This is a genomic window from Paraburkholderia rhynchosiae (assembly GCF_002879865.1).
In the GTDB taxonomy this organism is placed as follows: domain Bacteria; phylum Pseudomonadota; class Gammaproteobacteria; order Burkholderiales; family Burkholderiaceae; genus Paraburkholderia; species Paraburkholderia rhynchosiae.
On the sequence record NZ_PNXY01000032.1, the window covers coordinates 51,698 to 72,007 of the forward strand.

Here is a 20,310-nt window from a genome sequence, read left to right on the forward strand (position 1 = left end):
GACGCGATACAGCAGCGTTGTACATGCTGGAACCCATGGCCTGATATTTCGATGCGTCGTCGAAGGCGTCCGACATGCGCGCACCGTCCGACACACTTGCGGTATTGAGGGGACGGCAACGCAAAAGCACTGCGCGAGAAGTGCTGGAGAACTCCCGCCGCCGGGCAGTCAGTCGCGCGGCGTCACATCGACCGTCTTTGCGGTCAGCACTGCCGGCAGCGACGGATTCTCGGGCTGCGTGTAGCGCTCCTGCACCGCGGCTTTGATCCTCGCGAGACTCGCTGCGGCATCGAGCGAAGCGTCCTGCTCGATTTGCCGTGCTTCCGCCGCGAGATCCGGGTCGCCAATCTCGCTTTCGAACCAGCGCGAATAGTCGCCCCGCTCGCGGTGATACTGCCACGTGCCGGCGTCGACGCCTTCCGCTATCTCGACGAACAGCACGAGGTTATGTGCACGCAGATTCAGCGCGCCTGCAGGTCCGCGAAAATAGAAACTGCGCTCGGGAATCAGCAGCCCTTCCGCATACTTGCGCCGATGTCTGAGCCGGTGCTTGCTGCCCGGCTCGAGTCGGATCACACCTTCGGGCGCTGTTTGCACAAGGCGCCATAACAACGCTTCTCCGGTTTGCAATTGCATTTCTTCGATGTGCGGCGGCTCGCGACCGGTGGCCTTCGCGAGTTCCTGCACGGCATTGCCGGCGTTGCTGCCCATCGCAAGTATCAGATTCACCTGGCGCAGGAACGCGCCGTCCAGCTGCTGCGGAGAAACCGTGATCGCAAGCGCGGTCTCGAGCGTCTCGGGAATGGTCTGACTCGCACCCGCCCAGCCGGCCGGAAACAGATGGTGCGCCTCATCGAATACGAACCAGTGCGGCCGCCCGGTGCGCACGCGCAGTTGCTGCACTTCGAGCAGCAACGACGCGCAGAATGCGGGCCGCTCGGGCAACGGCACGCGCAGCAGATTCACCGCCACTGCCGGGCGCGGAGGACGCAGCAGCAACTGCACGACCTCATCGATCAACGGCGCGGTATGCGCATCGCCGATCACGATCGTATCCTCGTCGTTCTGATAGTCACCTTCCGGATCGATGATGCATAACTGCTGATGCATGCCGGCCAACCGCTCCAGCAGACCCGCACACGCGGTGGACTTGCCGCATCCCGATTCGCCGACCAGCAGCGCGACCGTGCCGTGCGCCGCGCAGTAAAGGTCCGCTGGCTCCTTGCCGTCACGAGAATGACCGATCAGCACGCGGCTGCGCGGCGCCACGCACGCCCGTTCGCGCAGGTCGTCGTGCAGCAGCGCATCGACAAGCTCGGCGACACCGGCTCCCGCGGCACGGCTCGTGACCATATCGGCGTGTTCCTTCAAAGCCGGCAGCGCATTGGCGACGGCGACCGAAAAACCGCATGCGTCGAGAAGCGCATGATCGTTCTCCGCGTCGCCTATTCCCACTACGTTGAAGGCCGACAATGCAAGCTCGGACAGTGCTTGCTGCAGGCCGCTCGCTTTCGACACCCCCGGCGACACCACCATCACCGCGTCGCCGTTGAAGATGATCTGCAAGCCGAGGCCGAGATCGCGAATCGCAGCAAGTGCGATCTGCTCGGCGGGCTTCATCATCGCGACCAGTGTTTCGCTGACGCTGAAGTGATGCAGGCCGCGGCTGCGCAATTCATTGGCGAAAGCGGGCGGCGGCGGCGGAGCGAGAAGCTGCCGCGTGCCCGTCGACGGCGTATAGAGCACGCCGCCATTTTCCGCGACGACCCGCGAAAACAGATCGAGCCGCGGGCAGATGGCGAGCAGATCGTCCATCTCCCGTCCGCTCACGAGGATCGCTTGCCGCCCCGAAGCCCGCAAGCGTTCGAGCGCGTCCCACGTCGCATCGGCAACGCGTCCGTCAGATGCGAGGGTGTTGTCGTAGTCGGTTGCAAGGGCAAAAAATCGCATGGCAAAGCGCTCCGGGTTTCGATTTGGTTCCGCTCGGTTCCGTTTCGTATCAGCCGGCCTGTGCAGGTTGCACGTGACGGGCGTCGCGCAACGTGGCTTCGTAAATGCGCACGTAATGATCGACCATCCGCTCGACGGTGAAACGGCGCTCGAAGGCCGCGCGGCACGCGGCGCGGCTGATCGTGCCGATCTTCGCCAACGCGGCCACCGCTTCGTCGACGGAATCGACGAGAAAACCCGTCACGCCGTGTTCGACAATTTCGCTCGCCGCGCCGTTGTCGAATGCGATCACGGGCGTGCCGCACGCGAGCGCTTCGATCATCACCAGGCCGAACGGCTCGGGCCAGTCGATGGGGAACAGCAATGCGCGTGCTTCTCCGAGGAAATCGTTCTTGCACGCATCGTCGACTTCGCCGCAGTACTCGACATGCGGCAGCTCGAACAGTCCCGCGATTTGCCGCTCGAAATAATCGCGGTCCCCGTTGTCGATTTTTGCGGCAACGCGGATGGGCAGGCCCGCGCGCCGCGCAATGTCGATCGCGCGGTCTGGGCGTTTGGTGGGCGCGATACGGCCGAGAAACGCCACGTAATCGCCCGGCTGTTCATGGAAGCGGAGCAAATCCGCTGGCAAGCCGTGATGAATCGTTGCGCGCCAGTCGAGCCACGGAAGCGGCGTGCGTTGTGCATTCGAAATGGACACCACGGGCATGTCGGCGAACTGCTGATAGAGCGTGCTCAGGCCCGGCACGTCGAGACGCCAATGCAACGTGGTCAGCGACGCGCATCGCAGCCGCCGCGCGAAGGGAAAGCTCGTGTAGTCAGTATGAAAATGCACGATGTCGAATTCGTCCGCGCGTCGCACGACTTCTTCGAGCATCGCGAAATGAAACGCCTGCGGGTCGGCTGTATCTTCGATCAGGCGAATCGCGCAGTCGCTGCCAGAGACGAGCCGCGCGCGCGTGCGGGAATCGCCGCTTGCGAACAGCGTCACATCGTGACCTCGCGCGACAAGACCGTCGACCAGCCATGCCACCACTCGTTCGACGCCGCCATAAGCCACAGGTGGCACCCGTTCGTACAGCGGGGAAACTTGCGCGATACGCATGCGCTGCTCCATTCGACACACTGATGCGTAGCGCGACGCATGGTGCATGCCCGCCGCTTTCGCATGTTAGCCACGGGGCTTTCCGTCGATGGAAAAATGTACAGGTCGGCGATGAAAATTGCGCGTTCCGCCGAGCCGCTGAGACACGCCCCGCGTCCGGCTACGTAATCGGGCCGGCATAGCCGTCGGCAGGCGCCTCGGGCTCCGCCCGCTCGACGTGCTCGTCGATCCAGGCCGTCGCTCGCTCGCGCGCGAATTCAATGGCCTCATGTTCGTCGACGAAATCGCGATGAAACTCCAGGTCGTGCATATCGTCGCTGGAACTCACGCTGCCGGGCGTCACTTCTATCCTTGCATGCGCGACGATGGCGCCGTCGTCGACGCCTGCTGTCACATGAACGATGCACCCTCCATACTCGAAGTCCATGATGTTCTCCCGCGTTGTCGTGGCCTCGTCGTAGCCCGTCGTGGCCTTGTCGTCGTTACGCTGCGCTAGCTGCGCTTCGCGCCGCCGTTGCCGCCTGTCGTGGCTGAAGCGCCCGCTGTGTGACCGGCGTCCGAGGTTCGAACGCTGTCTTCGTCGGGCGCGTCGGCCGCGCGTCGTCCCTTGCTCGACTGATCGACAGGCGCTGGCGGCTCGGCGTCGCCGGCCTCGCCTTCGGCTTCGATCTGCGCCTGCGCGCGCGTCCAGTAATCGTCGGCACGTCCTTCGGGCGAGCCGTCGCTTTCCCACAGTTCATACGCGCGCTTGCGGATTCGATCTTCCACGGTGGGTTCGCCCGGTAGCCCGTCCATTGCCATCTCCAAACATCTATCGTCAGTCGAAAAGCACGCACGCAACGCGGCGGTCGCGCCCGTGTGTTGAGCAAACGCTGTTCCCATTCGACATGTTGCCGCTTTAAATGGCCTCAGGGGGAACCCGTTGTTATAATTCTTTCAGCATTATTGATTCAAATATAACGTCATTCACGCCCACACACGTCCCCACACGCGACAGGATCTTCATGCCGAAACCCGATCGCCTCCGCACCCTGGCCGATGCATTGACGAGGCAAAACGTCATGCGCCTGCGCGACGCCGCTGCGTTATTGGGCGTGTCGGAAATGACAGTGCGCCGCGACATCGCGGCCAACGCCGAGCGCTTCACGTACCTCGGCGGCTATATCGTCAGTGCGACGGATGTGCCGAACAACGCCGGCTATTCACTCGAACAGGAAAGGGACCACTTCGCACAAGCGAAGGCCGAGGCGTCGGCCATCGCGGCGGGGCTTATCGGCGACAACGAGACGCTCTTTATCGATTGCGGCACGACGCTTACCACGCTCGCGCGGCTGATTCCGCCGGAGCGGCATGTCACGGTGGTGTGCTATTCGTTGAACGTCGCCGAGATTTTGCGGCGTAAACCGAATGTGCGGATGATCCTGCTCGGCGGCGTCTATGTGCCTTCGTCGGACTCGTTCGCTGGCGAGGAAAGCCTGGAGATGCTGCGCCGCATGGGCATCAACAAGGCGTTCATTTCAGCGGGCGGCGTGGACCCCGCGCGCGGCGTCACGTGCTGGAATTTTCATGAAGTCGCCTTGAAGCAGGCCGCGATGGCGAGCGCCGTCGAACGGCACCTGGTGGTGGACATGAGCAAGTTCGGCGTCGTCAAGGCCGTGCGCTTTTCAAAGGTCGACGACTTCGATTCGATCATCACCGAGTTGGGCCAGGAGCACCGCAGGCGCAAATAACCGCGCACCTCTGGCACGGCGGTTTATACCCATGCGAATGCAATAGACGCCGCGCGCGTTCAGCGTTTGCGTTGCAGTGCGAAGAGCGTGCCGGCAAGCAGAATGAACGCGCCGATAATCACCTTCTGCCACGTGCTCGGCACACCGACCAGAATCAGCACGCTCTTGATCAGCGTGACCAGCACGACGCCCAGCAGCGTTCCCACCACAGTGCCCGTGCCGCCCGTAATGCGTGCGCCGCCCAGGATCACCGCGGCGATGACGTCGAGCTCCGAGCCGACCAGATCGAACGGATTCGCGAGGCGATTATTCGACACGTGCAGAATGCCCGCGATGCCGGCCAGCATCCCCGTATAGCCGAACACGAACAGATGGATCGCGCGCAGGTTGTAGCCAAGCCGCTCTGCGATGGCGAGCGAGCCGCCCATCGCGTAGACGCCGCGGCCCATCATCGTGCGGTTCAGCAGCCACCATGTGACAAGCGCCGCGGCGACGAGCGCGAGAACCGAGACCGGCAGCACCGCGCGCAGCCCATCCGCCGTGTGATAGAAAAACAGCGGGATGCGGCCGAAGTGATCCATGCTGTGCGGAATGTTCATGAAGAACGTCGTGCCGATGAAAGTCAGCAACAGCCCGCGATACAGATATTGCGTGCCGATCGTGACGATCAGCGAAGGCGCTTTCAGCCGATGCACGAGCAGCCCGTTCACCACGCCGAGTACCACGCCGCCGAGCGCGCCGGTGATCAGGATCAGCGCGAAAGGCGCATCCGGCCACCATGCGAACACCGCCTTCGTGATGCCGTACATGGTCAGTGCGGCAATCGCGGTGAACGACACGTCGATGCCGCCCGACGCCAACACGACAAGCGTACCGAGCGCGAACAGCGACATCGTGGTCGCCGAATGCAGCAGATCGAACAGCGTCGCCAACTGGAAGAAGCGTGGATTGATCGCCCCCACGATCAGGCACGTCACCGCGATCAACGCAACGGTGAACCACTCGGGATTGCGCGCAAGCCTCGTGCGCAACCCTGGCGGTTCGACGCTCGGCGCGACTTCGACGACAGTGGGAGTGGTCATGGTCTGCTTCATGGGCGAGTCGATGCGCGGTTGGATGCGCGAGTTCATGGCGGTGGATGTCCTCTATGCCGCTTCGGAAAGCAGCGCGTGATACAGATCGGCCTCGCTCAGTTCGTCGGCGCGATATTCGGCGGCGACGCGTCCCTTCTTCATCATCAGAATGCGGTCGCAGTTCTGTAGAAGCTCGGGCAGATCGTCGCTGATCAGGATGATGCCGATACCGCGTTGCGACAGCCGCTGCATGATGCGATAGATGATGTCCTTCGAGCCCACATCCACGCCGACAGTCGGTCCGTGCAGGATCAGCACGCGCGGGTCGATGGCGAGCCACCGGCCGATCAGCACACGCTGCTGGTTGCCGCCTGAGAGCGATTGCACGGGTTTGTCCACGCCCGGCGTCGCGATCTGCAGATCGTTCACGGTCTGTTCCGCGAGCGCTTGCGCACGCGTGCGGTCGATCTGGCCGAAACGGTCACGCAGGCTCGAAATCATCGCGGTGATCACATTGTCGCGAATCGGCTTGTCGAGAAATAGCCCTTCGTTCAGGCGGTCTTCTGGCACATAGCCGATGCGATGACGTTTCGCGTCGGAAGGCGTGCGCAGCGCGACCGGCTTGCCGTCGAGCAGCGCCTGCCCCGACTGCGCCGGCGCGACGCCAGCCAACGCGCGCGCGAGTTCGTTGCGTCCCGAATCGAGCAACCCAGTGACGCCGAGAATTTCGCCGCCGTGCAGCTTGAACGACACGTCACTGAACTGGGCCGCGCGCGTGAAGCCGCGCACATCGAGCACGACGTCGTGCGCGTGAGCGCTCTCGCGGTAACGTTCGTTCGACAGATGGCGGCCCGTCATCAATTCGCTAATCTGCGCCTTGGTGAACTGCGAAATCGGGCCCTGCGCCATTTTCTGTCCGTCGCGCAGCACGATCACTTCGCCGCCGATCGCATAGCACTCGTCGAGCTTGTGGCTTACGAACAGCACCGTCACGCCCTGCGCTCGAAGATTCGCGAGCACAGCGATCAGATTGTCCACTTCCTTCTGCGTGAGCGACGTGGTGGGCTCGTCCATGATGACGAACCTGGCCTCGCTCGCAATTGCGCGGGCAATTGCCACGAGTTGACGCGTCGCGAGCGGCAACTGCTCGATCAGCGTCGACTGAAACTCGGGATTGCCGGGCAGACCGACTGCTTCGAGCGCGCGCGCGGCGGTGCGGGCCAGCACGTGGAGGTCGAAGGTACGCACGAGCCGTCCCTGATGCGTGGCGAGTTCCGACGTCAGCGCGACGTTCTCGGCCACGTTCATGTTCGGCAGCAGCGACAGATCCTGATAGACCGTTTCGATGCCTGCCGCGAGCGCCTCCAGCGCCGAGAGCCGCGCATGATGCACGCCCTCGATCACCAGTTGGCCTTCGTCCGGCGGCTGCGCGCCGGAGATGATCTTGATCAGCGTGCTCTTGCCGCAGCCGTTCTCGCCGAGCAGATGATAAATCTGCCCACGCTCGAACGAGAGGCTTACGCCGCGCAATGCATGCACGCCGGTAAAGCGCTTATGCACGCCGACCACTTGCAGAAAGGGCGGTGACAGCGGCGCCGAAGCTACGTCTTCTTGATTCATGATATCGGTCGGGTGTCAGGGCGTGCCCACAGGACACGCCCTGAAGTCAAACAACGGAATCAGAACGGGTACTGCTTGTAGTTCGACTTGTCGACGTTCACCCAGCCCTGGCCGCGCACGATGATGCCCTTGCCCGGCCCCTTCGCGACCGTCACCTTCGTGTAGCCGGGAATGCCGAGGTCCGCGCCGTTCTCGACCGTCTTGCCGTCAACCAGCATTTTCGCGACCTTGTTCATTGCGATGCCGGCGAGCTTCGGGTCCCAGAACGCAATGCCGTTGATCGCGCCGCTTTCGAGGAACTTGCCGGCCTCGGTCGGCAGGCCCGTACCGTACACGCAGATCTTGCCCTGCATGCCTGCTTCCTCGACGGCACGGCCGATGCCGATCACATCCAGCGACGAGGACCCCTGGAAGCCCTTCAGGTCCGGATGCTTGCGCAGCACTTCCTTCGCGACTTCATACGCGCGCTCGCCGTCGTTGTTGGTTTCGAGTTTCGGTTCGACCAGATTCATCTTCGCGTACTTGGCCTTCGCGTTGCCGATGCCGCCGTCGGCCCATTGCACCTGCGAGCGGCTGCCGAGCGAACCAACCAGCACGGCCCACTTGCCCTCGTTGTGCATGCACGACGCAAGCCGTTCGTTCAGGCCCGCGCCATAAGCCGTATTGTCGAACGCCTCGATGTCGACCATCGTGTTTTTCGCGTTGTCCGCTTCATGCGTGACCACCTTGATGCCGCGGTCCATTGCCTTCTTCAGCGCCGGTTCGAGCGTCGGCGGATCGTAGGGCACCACGGCGATCGCGTTCACTTTCTTCGCGATCAGGTCTTCGATGATCTTCAGTTGCTGGGCCGCGTCGGCGCGGCCAGGGCCGGTCTGGTAGGCGGTCACGCCGGCGTTCTCCTTCGCGAACTCCTTGACGCCCTCGTCCATCCGGTTGAACCAGTTGATGCCCGTCACCTTGACGACCGTAACGATCGTCTCGTTGGTCGCGGCCTGCGCCGCGGCGATCGCGCCTACCGTAAGAGCGCCTGCTGCGAGCGCAGTGCCCAGTCGAGTCAATTTCATGCCATGTCTCCTTTATCGTTCGATGTCGCCCGTGCTGGCCGTGTCAGCCGTCGCGGACAGGCAGGGCAACCTGTCCGCCTTTAACGAAACCTCGTCGTGCGCTAACGCCTCGGCGCTGCACCCGCATTGCCAGAAGCTGGACTGTGCGCGGGCTTCGCGGGACCTCCTCCGCCGCCGAGCCCGAAGATCGCGCGCACCCGCTCACCGCCCGCGAACGCCAGCGACAGCAGCAGCAGAAAACCCCACGCGCAGTCGCCGAAAAACTGCGACACGCCAAGCAGATTGAAGAGGCTCGACAGAAACTGCAGCACTGTCGCCGCAAAAAATACACAGACGATGCGGCCATGCCCGCCCGCCGGATTCACGCCGCCCATCACGGCGATCAGAATCGCGATCAGCAGATAGGAGTTGCCGTAGTCCCATTTCGCGCTAGAGGTGTGCGTCGCGCTGATCAGGCCGGCGAGCGAAGCGAGCACGCCGCACATCGCGTAAGTGGTGATCAGCATGCGCGCGCGCGGAATGCCGGCATAGAACGCGGCTTTGGGATTCGTGCCCATCAGGTAGAGACGCAGGCCGAAGGGGCTGCGCTTGAGCAGCCATCCCAGCACGATCACCGCGGCAAGGAAGATGCAGAACGCGATCGGCACTTGAAACACCGTACCGTTACCGATATCCGACAAGGGCTCGACATAGTCGACATGCACCGACGCGCCGTTGCTGATCACCACCGCAAAGCCCGTGAACAGCAGTTGCGTGCCGAGTGTGCAAAGAATCGGCGTGAGTCTGAGGCGCGCAATCACCACGCCGTTGAGCAGGCCCCCAAGCAGGCCCATGATCAATACGATCGCGCAGAACAGCGACGTGTACAGCACCGGCGAATCGTCCCCGTTGACAAAGCGCGGCACGACCATTGCGGCGACCATGCCCGAGAGGTTCGCGAGCCCGACACCGGAGAGGTCGATGCCGCCGTTGCCTGACACCATCGACAGCATGATGCCGAGCGCGAGCAGGCCGAGTTCGGGCAGTTGGCCGCCCATCGACTGAAGGTTGTCGATGTCGACGAACTGGCCGCGTGAGAGCCACGTCGCAACCAGCACGACCAGCACGTTGACGATCAGAAGAAAATTCAGTTGCCGGTCGGCAAACAGTTTTCCCGCAGCAAACGAAGACTTCATGGCGCTGACGATCTCCCTGACACTGCACGAATGGTTACGAAGCCTGCGCCGTCTGGGCCGACTCGCTCAACACCTGATTCACTTCGGCGAGCGTCGGCATCGAGGGCGCCGTGCCCGCGCGGGTGACGGAAATGCCCGCAAGCGCGCAACCGAAGCGCATTGCCGAAAAGGCGTCGTCGCCGCGTGCGAGTGCGGCCGCGAAACCGCCCGTGAAGCCGTCGCCTGCGCCGGCCGTTTCGACCACCGCGCCGCAACGAAAAGCGGGCACCCATACCGATTGCGTTGCGTTATGGAGCAAGGCGCCGCCCTCCCCGAGCGTCACGATGACCGTGCCGACACCTTTGCCGAGCAGCACGTCGGCGGCGCGGCGCGCATCGTCGACGTTCGCAATCGGCACGCCGGTCAGCGCGGCAGCTTCGGTTTCGTTCGGCGTGATGTAGTCGCACAACGGGAAGATGTCGTCGTCGAGCGGCAATGCGGGCGCGGGATTGAACACCGTCGTGACGCCATGCTTGCGTGCCACTTCGAGTCCGCGCCGCGCGGCGGGCAGCGGCTGCTCCAATTGCGTGACGAACACGCGCGCGCCGGCAATGTCGGCTTCGATCGCATCGACGTCGGCCGCGTTCAGCGTGCCCGCTGCGCCCGCCGCGACGATGATCGCGTTCATGCCGGTGGAGTCGTCGACGAAGATGTGCGCCGCGCCCGTGGAGACACCTTCGACAACCGACGCGCGCGCCGTGATGCCCTCGCGCGCCCATGTTGCTTGGGCAATCGAGCCGAACGCATCGTTGCCGATGCGCGTGCAGAACACCACCTCGGCGCCCGCGCGTGCGGCGGCGACGGCCTGATTCGAGCCCTTGCCACCTGGACCCATCGCGAACGCCGAGCCCGCGATAGTCTCGCCGATCAGCGGCATGCGTGCTGCGCGAAACGTCAGGTCGGTCACATAGATGCCGAGAATGACAACGCGTCCGCTCTGTTGTTGCGAGTTCATGGGCGCTGCCCTCCTCGCGAGCTCTTCATCAACGGCAAGTTCACACTGTTCAGCACGTTGTCTCCTCCATTTTCTGGTTGGCGTGCATGCGATGCGCAGTCAATCCCCGTACGGTATCCAGATATTCTTCACCTGCACGGCTTGACGCAAAAACGGCAAGCCCTCGCTCGCATGGTCGAACCAGTCGAACTGCCGTCCGTAATCGGTGAAGGTGCGCTTCAGATTGCCAACCGACTCGCGCTCGATCAGCGTCGAATCCGCCGCGCTGCCGAAGCACCATACCGCGTCGACGTCGTCATGTCTGGCGAGCGCCGGCAGGAGCGCCGCGCGCTTGCCCGTGACGATGTTCAACACGCCAGCGGGCACATCCGATGTTTCGATTACCTGATAAAAATCCGTCACCGCAAGCGGACACGCTTCGCCCGGCAGCACCACCACGCGATTGCCCATGGCCAGCGCGGGCGCCACGAGCGACACGAAGCCGAGCAACGGCGCCTCGTCGGGACACGCTATGCCGATCACGCCGAGCGGTTCGTGCATGGCCAGCGCGACACCTCGCAGCGGCGGCGTATGCACGGCGCCGTCGAACTTGTCGGCCCATGCCGCGTAAGTGAACAGACGCGTGACCGATGCTTCCACTTCAGCACGCGCCGCGGCTTCCGCCGTCCCATTTCGCGCGACCAGTTGACGCGCGAATTCGTCCGCACGCACCGCCAGATTCTCCGCGAGATAGAACAGCACCTGCGCGCGGTTATGCGTGCTCGCCTGGGACCACTTATGCGCGGCGCGCGCCGCTTCGACCGCGTTGCGAATGTCCTTGCGATTGCCTTCGCCGACTTCACCGGCCGGCGTGCCATCCGGCGCATGCACCGGCAACGAGTAGCCGCTATCCGGGCGCACCTGCTTGCCGCCGATAAAGAGCTTGGCCGTGCGGTCGATCAACGCAACGTTCGAAACTTGAGGGACGTTGCTCGCGTCCATCGCAGTGCCCATCGGCTCGCGCTTCGGAAGATTGAGCCACGCACGCGGTTTCAGATATTCGTGAATGCCCTCACGTCCGCCCTCGCGGCCATAGCCCGATTCGCGATAGCCGCCGAAGCCGACGGCCGCATCGAACACGTTCGTCGCATTGATCCACACGACGCCCGCCGCCAGCCGCGGCGCGACGTCGAGCGCCCGGCCAATCGTCTCGCTCCATACGCTCGCGGCAAGCCCGTAGCGTGAATTGTTGGCAAGCGCGATGGCTTCGTCGGGCGTGCGAAAGCTCATCGTAACGAGCACCGGGCCGAATATCTCTTCCTGTGCGAGCGTGGAGGCAGGCGCGGCGCCAGTCACGAGCGTCGGCGGATAGAAGCAGCCGTTGGTGGGCAGCGTGGTATCAGGCGCTTGCCAGATCGCGCAGCCCTCGCGCCGGCCCATGTCGACAAGCGATTCGATACGCTGGAGCTGCACCGGATCGACAATCGCGCCGAGGTCGATGCTCTTGTCGAGCGACGGGCCCACGCGCAGCGTCTCCATCCGGCGCTTGAGCTTTGCAATGAAGCGCGCTTCGATGCCCTCCTGCACCAGCAAGCGTGAGCCCGCGCAGCAGACCTGCCCCTGGTTGAACCAGATCGCGTCGACCACGCCTTCGACCGCGCCGTCCAGATCCGCGTCGTCGAATACGATGAACGGCGACTTGCCGCCGAGTTCCAGCGTCAGCGATTTGCCCGAGCCCGCCGTGACAGAGCGGATCAGCTTGCCAACTTCAGTGGAACCGGTGAACGCTATCTTGTCCACTTGCGGATGCTCGACCAGCGCCGCGCCCGTCGAGCCGTCGCCCGTCACCACGTTCAACACGCCCGCGGGCAAGCCCGCCCGATGCGCCAGTTCTGCAAACAGCAACGCGGTCAGCGGCGTATATTCAGCCGGCTTCAACACGACGCAATTGCCTGTTGCGATAGCGGGCGCGATCTTCCATGCAAGCATCAGCAGCGGAAAATTCCACGGCACGATCTGGCCGATCACGCCGAGCGGCGCATGGTCCGCGAACTCGCTGTCCTGCAACTGCGCCCAGCCCGCGTGATGCAGAAAATGTCGCGCGACGAGCGGCACGTCGATGTCGCGAGTTTCGCGAATCGGCTTGCCGTTATCGAGCGCTTCGAGCACTGCAAAGAGCCGGCTATGGCGCTGCACCATGCGAGCCAGTGCATACAGATGCCGTGCGCGTCCCGTGCCGCCCAGCGCGAGCCAGCCCGGCTGCGCGGCGCGCGCGGCCGCCACTGCGGCGTCGATGTCGGCCGCGTCGCCCTGCGCGATATCGGCGAGGCGTTCGCCGGTTGCCGGCGCATGTGAGACAAAATGCGCGCCGCTCGCCGGCGCATGCCACACCCCGCCGATGAAATGCCCGAAGCGCGCGTCATGTTGCGCGAGCCATTCGCGCGCGGGCTGATCGTCCTCGGGTGCGGGACCGTACTCCATCGAAGAAAAATACTCGGCTACGCTCATGGGTTCGGTCTGCTTCAGGCTACGGGGTGACGGTTGAAAGCGGAGTAACGGCCGCTCACATGATGTTCGAGCTGACGTTCGATGTCGGCAAGCAGGCTCGATGCGCCGATGCGGAACAGCTCCGGTTCGAGCCACGCGCGGCCGAGTTCTTCCTTCATCAGCATCTGATACGACAGCACCGACTTGGCATTCGACACGCCGCCCGCCGGCTTGAAGCCGACCGGCACGCCGGTGCGTTCGTGATATTCGCGGATCATGCGCACCATCGCGAGCGACACGTCTAGCGTCGCGTTCACACCTTCCTTGCCCGTCGATGTCTTGATGAAATCGGCGCCGGCCATCATGCAGACCATCGACGCGCGCGCGATATTCGACAACGTGCGGATATCGCCGGTCGCCAGAATCGCCTTCAGGTGTGCGGGCCCGCAGGCCGCGCGAAACTCGCGGACTTCGTCATAGAGCGCCTGCCAATTGCCGGTGAGCACATATTCGCGTGTGACCACGATGTCGATCTCCGCCGCGCCGTCCGCGACCGACGCCTCGATCTCCTTCAACTTCAGCGGATGCGGAGTCAGCCCGGCCGGAAAGCCGGTCGACACCGCCGCTACCGGAATCCCGCTGCCTTTTAGCGCATCCACGGCCGCGGCAACGAAGCGGTGATACACGCACACCGCGCCGGTCGTGATGCGCTGCGGCGCCATGCCGAGCGCTTCGAGAAGGTCCGCGCGAACGGGCTGGCGCGCTTTCGCGCATAGGCGGCGCACGCGACCTTCGGTGTCGTCGCCGCTAAGCGTAGTGAGGTCGATGCAGGTGACGGCCTTCAGCAGCCAGGCAGCCTGTGCATCTTTCTTGACGGTGCGGCGCGCGGCCAGCGTCGCCGTGCGCCGCTCAACCGCCGACTGGTTGACGCGCAAACCGTCGAGCCACGACGCGTCGAACGGCATGCCCGGATTGCGCACCGGATGGATGAGCGGTCCGCCGCGCAACGCGACGACGGATGACGACGACAAAAAAGGATCAGGCATGAGACGTCCGGGGGTTTTTTGATGCACGGCACAACGGCTGGCCAGCGAATGACTCGGACTTATGCTACCCCGGATGATAGGATCATCACAAGCTTTACGCGTCGATCGTTACATTATGAGCCGATGTGCCTCGCCGAAGGCGTCCACCTGCGAACATCACAACATGGCCGCAAGTCACAAAGCGCCGGACGTTGCAAAGCAATCCGTGCGAGGCGCGCACCCGTTACCGGACCGGCGTCAAACCGGCAGCCTGAGAGTGGATTCGCCGTCAATCGAAACGGCGATTCATCGGCGCATCAATGCCGCCACGACCCATGCGGCAACTCGGCATCACGCCGCGCCGCCGCCAGTCCTGCGACGATTCCCGCGCGGTCGTGCCGGATGCAGTACACCGGCTTGGCGCGCTCGAAGCGCCAACTGTCCGCGAGCCCGCCCGCATCGACGGGATCGAAGCCGAACTGATCGACCAACTCGCTCACGACGCGTTTAGCCTGCTCATGGCCGCCGGCTAGGGGCAACGCGCGGCGGTTCGGCGTGCCGGGCGCCGTGGGGTCCGTTTCCAGGTCCTTCGCCAGAATCGCGTTGAAGGCCTTCACCACTTTCGCGCCCGGCAATGCGGCGGCGAGAAGCTGGCTCGTCGTCGTGACGCCGTTCTCGAGCGCTTCGATCCGGCCATCGCGATCCGGATAGTGATTGCATGTGTCGATGACGATCTTGCCGTCGAGCGCCGCGGCCGGCAGCGCGTCGATTTGCCCGAACGGTACGGCGACTACGACGAGTTCGCCGAACTTCGCCGCCTCCTGTGCGGTGCCGGTCGCGCAGCCGAGCGCCGCCGCCGCGCTGATCAAGGTTTTTGGATCGCGTGAATTGGCGATCATCACTTCATGGCCGTTGCGCTGTGCGACAGTCGCCATCGCGCGCCCGAGAAAGCCCGCACCGAGAATACCTATCTTCATGTTCCACACTCCATCAATGTCTGAGAATCGCTCCGCTGAGCCGGACGCCCATCGGTGAAAAACACTATGATTCAAAACCGCAGCGCGATAAATGCGTGTGATCCGACTATTGTCGAAAGTATGAGTGGGGAATCATGGACCGATTGACCAGCATGGCGGTGTTCGTCAAAACCGCCGATAGCGGCTCGTTCGCCGCGGCCGCACTTGCGTTCGGCATCTCGTCGCAGATGGCCGGCAAGCATGTGAGCATGCTGGAAGAACGAGTCGGGGCGCGGCTGCTGAACCGCACCACTCGCCGCCAGAGTCTTACCGAGATCGGCCGGATTTTTTACGAACGCTGCAAGGCGCTGCTCGCCGACGCGCAAGCCGCCGAGTCGGTCGCGCAAGAATTGTCGGCGGCGCCTCGCGGACGCCTGCGCATTACCGCGCCTGTCACGTTCGGCGCCTGCTGCCTTGCGCCGATGATCGCGCGCTATCTGCAAGCGCATCCCGAGGTACGGGTCGAGTTGACGCTGGCCGACCGCTTCATCGATCTGATCGACGAAGCTTATGAGGCCGCGATCCGGCTTGGCGCGCTGTCAGATTCGACGCTGATTGCGCGGCCGTTGATGCCCTACCGGCTTGTCGCGTGCGCGTCGCCGGCGTATCTGGCCGAGCGCGGCGAGCCGCTAACGCCGCAGGCGCTGACGGCGCACGAGTGCCTCGCGTTCGTCTTCACGAGCATGCCGGCCGCGACCGAATGGCGTTTCACCGACGATGCGCAGCGTGAGCACGTCGTGCCGGTTTCCGGCCGCTTCGAGGCCAACGACGTGAAGGCGCTGCTGGCCGCGGCGCTCAACGGCGCGGGGATCATTCTCGCGCCCGAGGTCGCGGTGCGCGACGAACTCGCGGCGGGACGGCTGGTGCGTCTCCTGAACGGCTATGAAGCGCCCCCGCGGCCGATGCACCTCGTGTTTCCGGCGAGTCGTGTTACGCCAAAATTGCGCGCGTTTATCGATCAGGTGGTTGCGGAGTTCGGGCCAGCCGGCACGTGAAAAGCGTCGCGCGATGCAGCGGATTTTCATGTGGGACGCCGCGATCATCGCTGCACAAGGCAAAATACGGGTTTTGCGCGCGCGAACCGCGCCGCTATACCGGATCAACTCTCCGTCGGCGGCTAGCGCGCCACTGGTCTTTCGCGACTTCGCCTGACGACGGCCTGGCCGGTTCGTCGCGTGTGGCGCACGCAGGACAGCTCGTCCTTTAACAGAGCATCTCAGGAGCATTTATGACCGATTCGAACCCGTCCTTCCTCGGCAGGATTTCATTGGCCGTCAGCACGTTTTTCCGCATTCTCGGCGACGGCGAATTCGCGGCCGACGTGTTGCGCGTACGCAATGGCGGCGCCGCTGCCGCGTCCACAGCAACGCAAGCAGCAACACCAGCACCCGCAGCCGCGCCGCAACCCGCGCCCACGCTGAAAGAAGCCAGCCCTGACGCCGCGCTGCAACTGCTCGGCCTGCTGCAACGCGACGCGCGCTTCATCGATTTCGTCGAGGAAGACATCAGGCGGTTCAGCGACGCCGATATCGGCGCCGCCGCGCGCATCGTGCACGAAGGCTGCCGCGCGACGCTGCGTGAGCACTTCTCAATCCGTCCCGTACGCGACGAGGCCGAAGGTAGCCGCGTCACGCTCCCCGAAGGTTTCGACGCGAGTGCGATCCGTCTGACCGGCAACGTCGTCGGCAAGGCGCCGTTTAGCGGCAGCATCAGCCACCGCGGCTGGCAAGTCGACGACGTGCGTCTGCCGAAGCTCGCGGAAAGCCATAACGCAAAGGTGATCGCGCCGGCCGAGGTGGAGCTATGAGCGGCGCGCGTTATTCCATCGGCATCGATCTGGGCACCACGCACTGCGCGCTGTCCTACGTGGACACGAGCGCGAGCGACGGCGAGAAGACCGCGCAAGCGGTGTTGCCCATCGCCCAGCTCACCGGACCCGGCGCAATCGCCGACCTCGACTTGCTGCCCTCGTTCCTCTACCTGCCGCATCCTGACGAACTCACATCGGGCGACCTCCATCTGCCGTGGACCGGCCAGCGCGAATTCGCGGTCGGCGAGTTCGCGCGCAGCCGCGGCGCGGCCACGCCGATCCGGCTCGTGTCGAGCGCGAAAAGCTGGCTGTGCCATCCGGGCGTCGATCGCCGCGCGGCGATTCTGCCCAACGATGCGCCGCCCGAAGTCGCGCGCGTCTCGCCACTCGAAAGCTCGGTGCGCTATCTGACGCATTTGCGCGAAGCGTGGGACCACGCACACCCCGACGCGCCGTTTCGCGAGCAGGACGTCACGGTGACGATTCCCGCATCGTTCGATCCGGCCGCGCGCGAGCTGACCGCCGAAGCCGCCGAGGCCGCCGGTTACGGCCGCATGACGCTGCTCGAGGAACCGCAGGCGGCGCTCTATAGCTGGATCCAGAAGAGCGGCGGCCAGTGGCGCAAGCAAGTCAAGGTCGGCGACATCATCCTCGTGGTGGATGTGGGCGGCGGCACCACCGACCTCTCGCTGATCGCTGTGATCGAGCGCGAGGGCAATCTCGAACTGCATCGGGTTGCGGTGGGCGAACATATTCTGCTCGGCGGCGACAACATGGATTTGGCGCTCGCGCACGTGGTCGCCCGTAAGCTGGCGGCGCAAGGCACCCAGGCCGACGCCTGGCAGTTGCGCGCCCTCACCTATGCCTGCCGCTCGGCCAAGGAAACGCTGCTCAGCGAGCCGGCCACCGATACCGTGCCGCTCGTCGTGCCGAGCCGCGGCTCGAAGCTGATCGGCGGGTCAATCCGCACCGAACTCACGCGCGCGGAGTTGACGCAGACCATTCTCGATGGCTTTTTCCCGCAGGTGGACAGTGCGGCGCGTCCGGTGAGCCGCGCACGCGCCGGTCTGACGCAACTCGGTCTGCCGTATGCGCAGGACGCGGGCATCACGCGGCATCTGGCGGCGTTCCTCGGCCGTCAGGTGGGCGCGCTCGTCGAACTCGAAGGGCTGCGCGAAATGGCAACCGATGCCGCCGCCGCGCAAGGCGCGAGCTTCCTGCATCCCACGGCGGTGCTGTTCAACGGCGGCGTGTTCAAGTCGCCACTGCTGGTCGAGCGGATCATGGGCTCGTTGAACGGCTGGCTGGCGGCGGAAGGTGCGGCGCCAGCGCGGCTGCTGGAAGGGGCCGATCTCGATCTGGCCGTCGCACGCGGCGCGGCTTACTACGGCTACGTGCGACGCGGCCAGGGGGTGCGGATTCGCGGCGGCACCGCGCGGGCCTACTACATCGCGATCGAATCGGCGATGCCCGCTGTGCCGGGACTGGAGCCGCCGATCCAGGCGCTGTGCGTAGCACCCTTCGGCATGGAAGAAGGCACCGACGCGGAACTGCCCGCGCAGGAGTTCGGGCTGGTCGTCGGCGAGCCGGTGCACTTCCGGTTCTTCGGGTCGTCGGTGCGTCGTCAGGATCAGGTCGGCACGCTGCTCGACTTCTGGGGTCCGGAGGAGTTGCAGGAACTCGAGGAGATTCAGGCCACGCTGCCCGCAGCCGGCCGCACTGCCGGTGAAGTGGTACCGGTGAAGCTGCACGCACGCGTGACCGAAGCGGGAACCCTCGAACTCGAAGCCGTGCCGCGCGGGACCGACGAGCGCTGGAAAGTCGAATTCGACGTGCGCGGCAACGCGAATGCATGAGTGAGATGAAGCGGTACAGCGTCGGCATCGATCTCGGCACCAGCAATACGGTGCTCGCTTATGCGGAAGCCGGGTCCAGGGAGATCCGCGTCTTCGAGATTGAGCAGTTGGTGAGCGCCGGTGAGGTCGCCGCGCGTCCGTTGCTGCCCTCGGTGCGCTATCACGCCGCGGCGGGCGAGTTGAGCGCGGGGGATCTGCAATTACCTTGGAGCGCCGGGCAGTTCGTCGGCGGACAAACTGCGGGGCAACGCGCGGGCCAAGGCGCAGATCAAACCGCGAGTCAACGCGCGGCTCACAGCGCCACGCTTTCGTCCGACAGCGGTCCACACGCGCAGCCGGTGGTGATTGGAAGGCTCGCGCGCCTGCTAGGCGCCCAAGTGCCGGGGCGCCTCGTGACGAGCGCAAAAAGCTGGCTGTCGCATGCCTCGGTCGACCGCGTTGCGCCGATCCTGCCCTGGGGCGCCGCCGACGACGTCCACAAAGTCTCGCCTGTGGAAGCCAGCGCGAGTTATCTCGCGCACGTGCGAGCGACGTGGAATCAACGTTTTCCCGACGCGCCGCTCGAACGCCAGGACGTGGTGCTCACGGTCCCCGCCTCGTTCGACGAAGGCGCGCGGGCGCTGACCGTCGAAGCGGCGCGCATGGCCGGCCTTCCCGCATTGCGGCTGCTCGAAGAACCGCAAGCGGCGTTCTACGACTGGCTGTTTCATCATCGCGAGCGGCTTGCGGCGGAGCTTGCGAACACGCGCCTCGTGCTGATCTGCGACGTGGGCGGCGGCACCACCGACCTCACGCTGATCGAAGTCAGCATGCGCGACGGCGAGCCGCAACTGACGCGCATCGGCGTGGGTAATCATCTGATGCTCGGCGGGGACAACATGGACCTCGCGCTCGCGCATCTGGTCGAAGCGCGGCTGCCTGGCGGCGGCGAGCGCGCGCGTTTGTCGGCGGCGAGTCTTTCGCAACTGGTCGAACGGTGCCGCAGCGCGAAGGAGCAACTGCTCGGGCCGCACGCGCCCGATTCGGCGTCGATTACGCTGCTCGGCGCGGGCTCGAGGCTGGTCGGCGGCGCGCGCACGGCGCAGGTTACGCGCGACGAAGTGGAGCGCGTGATCGTCGACGGTTTCTTCCCGGCGGTCGAGTCGCACGAACGGCCTGGGCGGCCGCGCGGCGCGATCGTCGAGTTCGGGCTGCCGTATGCAACCGATGCCGCGGTCACCCGCCACATCGCTGCGTTTCTGAGCCGCTTCGAGGCGCAGTCGCGGAAAGCGCTGGGGTGGGTTGAGCGTGGTGGGGGTGCCGCAAACTGTGCCGGTGCGGACGCCGCAAAGGGTGCTGGCGCTGGTGCTGGTGCCGGTGCTGGTGCCGGTGCGGCTGCCGTTGCCGGCCGTGTCTCAGGCGTCCACGCAGCGCCCGACGCGCACGC

General features: G+C 64.7%; 17 protein-coding genes. 5 read left to right on the top strand and 12 right to left on the bottom strand.

The annotated features are described in order from the left end of the window. Nucleotides 1-168: 168 nt before the first annotated feature. From C0Z16_RS30340 to C0Z16_RS30355, 4 genes are all read right to left on the bottom strand, one after another. Nucleotides 169-1,950: an HAD family hydrolase gene (locus C0Z16_RS30340; protein ID WP_102635740.1), complete on the bottom strand. Its 1,782-nt coding sequence runs from the start codon at nucleotides 1,948-1,950 to the stop codon at nucleotides 169-171. A 49-nt stretch (nucleotides 1,951-1,999) separates the two neighbouring features. Beyond that, nucleotides 2,000-3,055 (bottom strand): glycosyltransferase family 4 protein, encoded by a 1,056-nt coding sequence (locus tag C0Z16_RS30345; protein WP_102635741.1) that lies wholly within the window; start codon nucleotides 3,053-3,055, stop codon nucleotides 2,000-2,002. Between the two features lie 160 nt (nucleotides 3,056-3,215). Then, nucleotides 3,216-3,482 (bottom strand): hypothetical protein, encoded by a 267-nt coding sequence (locus tag C0Z16_RS30350; protein ID WP_102635742.1) that lies wholly within the window; start codon nucleotides 3,480-3,482, stop codon nucleotides 3,216-3,218. Nucleotides 3,483-3,547: 65 nt separating this feature from the next. Then, a complete protein-coding gene (locus C0Z16_RS30355; protein WP_102635743.1) occupies nucleotides 3,548-3,850 on the bottom strand; it encodes a DUF2934 domain-containing protein in 303 nt (100 codons plus the stop codon). Nucleotides 3,851-4,059: 209 nt separating this feature from the next. On the opposite strand from C0Z16_RS30355, the gene C0Z16_RS30360 reads away from it, so the two are divergent. Beyond that, nucleotides 4,060-4,785 (top strand): DeoR/GlpR family DNA-binding transcription regulator, encoded by a 726-nt coding sequence (locus C0Z16_RS30360; protein WP_102635744.1) that lies wholly within the window; start codon nucleotides 4,060-4,062, stop codon nucleotides 4,783-4,785. 59 nt (nucleotides 4,786-4,844) lie between these two features. On the opposite strand, the gene C0Z16_RS30365 is transcribed toward C0Z16_RS30360, so the two are convergent. The 8 genes from C0Z16_RS30365 to C0Z16_RS30400 all read right to left on the bottom strand — a co-directional run bounded on the left by C0Z16_RS30365 (nucleotide 4,845) and on the right by C0Z16_RS30400 (nucleotide 15,179). Beyond that, nucleotides 4,845-5,915, bottom strand: coding sequence for an ABC transporter permease (locus C0Z16_RS30365; protein ID WP_102635745.1), 1,071 nt, complete (start codon nucleotides 5,913-5,915; stop codon nucleotides 4,845-4,847). 15 nt (nucleotides 5,916-5,930) lie between these two features. Next, nucleotides 5,931-7,478 carry a sugar ABC transporter ATP-binding protein gene (locus C0Z16_RS30370; RefSeq protein ID WP_102635746.1) on the bottom strand — a complete coding sequence of 516 codons (1,548 nt, stop codon included), beginning with the start codon at nucleotides 7,476-7,478 and terminating at the stop codon, nucleotides 5,931-5,933. A 59-nt stretch (nucleotides 7,479-7,537) separates the two neighbouring features. Beyond that, entirely contained in the window at nucleotides 7,538-8,542 is a 1,005-nt protein-coding gene (locus C0Z16_RS30375; RefSeq protein WP_102635747.1) for an autoinducer 2 ABC transporter substrate-binding protein, read from the bottom strand. 101 nt (nucleotides 8,543-8,643) lie between these two features. Beyond that, entirely contained in the window at nucleotides 8,644-9,717 is a 1,074-nt protein-coding gene (locus C0Z16_RS30380; protein ID WP_102635748.1) for an ABC transporter permease, read from the bottom strand. 34 nt (nucleotides 9,718-9,751) lie between these two features. Next, nucleotides 9,752-10,711: a ribokinase gene (gene rbsK / locus C0Z16_RS30385; RefSeq protein WP_102635749.1), complete on the bottom strand. Its 960-nt coding sequence runs from the start codon at nucleotides 10,709-10,711 to the stop codon at nucleotides 9,752-9,754. 99 nt (nucleotides 10,712-10,810) lie between these two features. After that, nucleotides 10,811-13,198: an aldehyde dehydrogenase family protein gene (locus C0Z16_RS30390; RefSeq protein ID WP_102635750.1), complete on the bottom strand. Its 2,388-nt coding sequence runs from the start codon at nucleotides 13,196-13,198 to the stop codon at nucleotides 10,811-10,813. A 14-nt stretch (nucleotides 13,199-13,212) separates the two neighbouring features. Beyond that, complete coding sequence (deoC, locus tag C0Z16_RS30395; protein WP_102635751.1) at nucleotides 13,213-14,223, bottom strand: deoxyribose-phosphate aldolase; 1,011 nt, start codon at nucleotides 14,221-14,223, stop codon at nucleotides 13,213-13,215. Between the two features lie 296 nt (nucleotides 14,224-14,519). Then, nucleotides 14,520-15,179, bottom strand: coding sequence for an NADPH-dependent F420 reductase (locus C0Z16_RS30400; RefSeq protein WP_102635752.1), 660 nt, complete (start codon nucleotides 15,177-15,179; stop codon nucleotides 14,520-14,522). 134 nt (nucleotides 15,180-15,313) lie between these two features. On the opposite strand from C0Z16_RS30400, the gene C0Z16_RS30405 reads away from it, so the two are divergent. From C0Z16_RS30405 to C0Z16_RS30420, 4 genes are all read left to right on the top strand, one after another. Next, a complete protein-coding gene (locus C0Z16_RS30405) occupies nucleotides 15,314-16,213 on the top strand; it encodes a LysR family transcriptional regulator (RefSeq protein WP_102635753.1) in 900 nt (299 codons plus the stop codon). A gap of 233 nt (nucleotides 16,214-16,446) precedes the next feature. Continuing rightward, nucleotides 16,447-17,025: a DUF2760 domain-containing protein gene (locus C0Z16_RS30410; RefSeq protein WP_102635754.1), complete on the top strand. Its 579-nt coding sequence runs from the start codon at nucleotides 16,447-16,449 to the stop codon at nucleotides 17,023-17,025. Continuing rightward, nucleotides 17,022-18,884: an Hsp70 family protein gene (locus tag C0Z16_RS30415; RefSeq protein ID WP_102635755.1), complete on the top strand. Its 1,863-nt coding sequence runs from the start codon at nucleotides 17,022-17,024 to the stop codon at nucleotides 18,882-18,884. The genes C0Z16_RS30410 and C0Z16_RS30415 overlap by 4 nt, the downstream gene beginning before the upstream one ends. Before the next feature lie 5 nt (nucleotides 18,885-18,889). Then, nucleotides 18,890-20,310: Hsp70 family protein (locus C0Z16_RS30420; RefSeq protein ID WP_244201411.1), on the top strand; the 1,421-nt coding region annotated here is incomplete at its 3' end.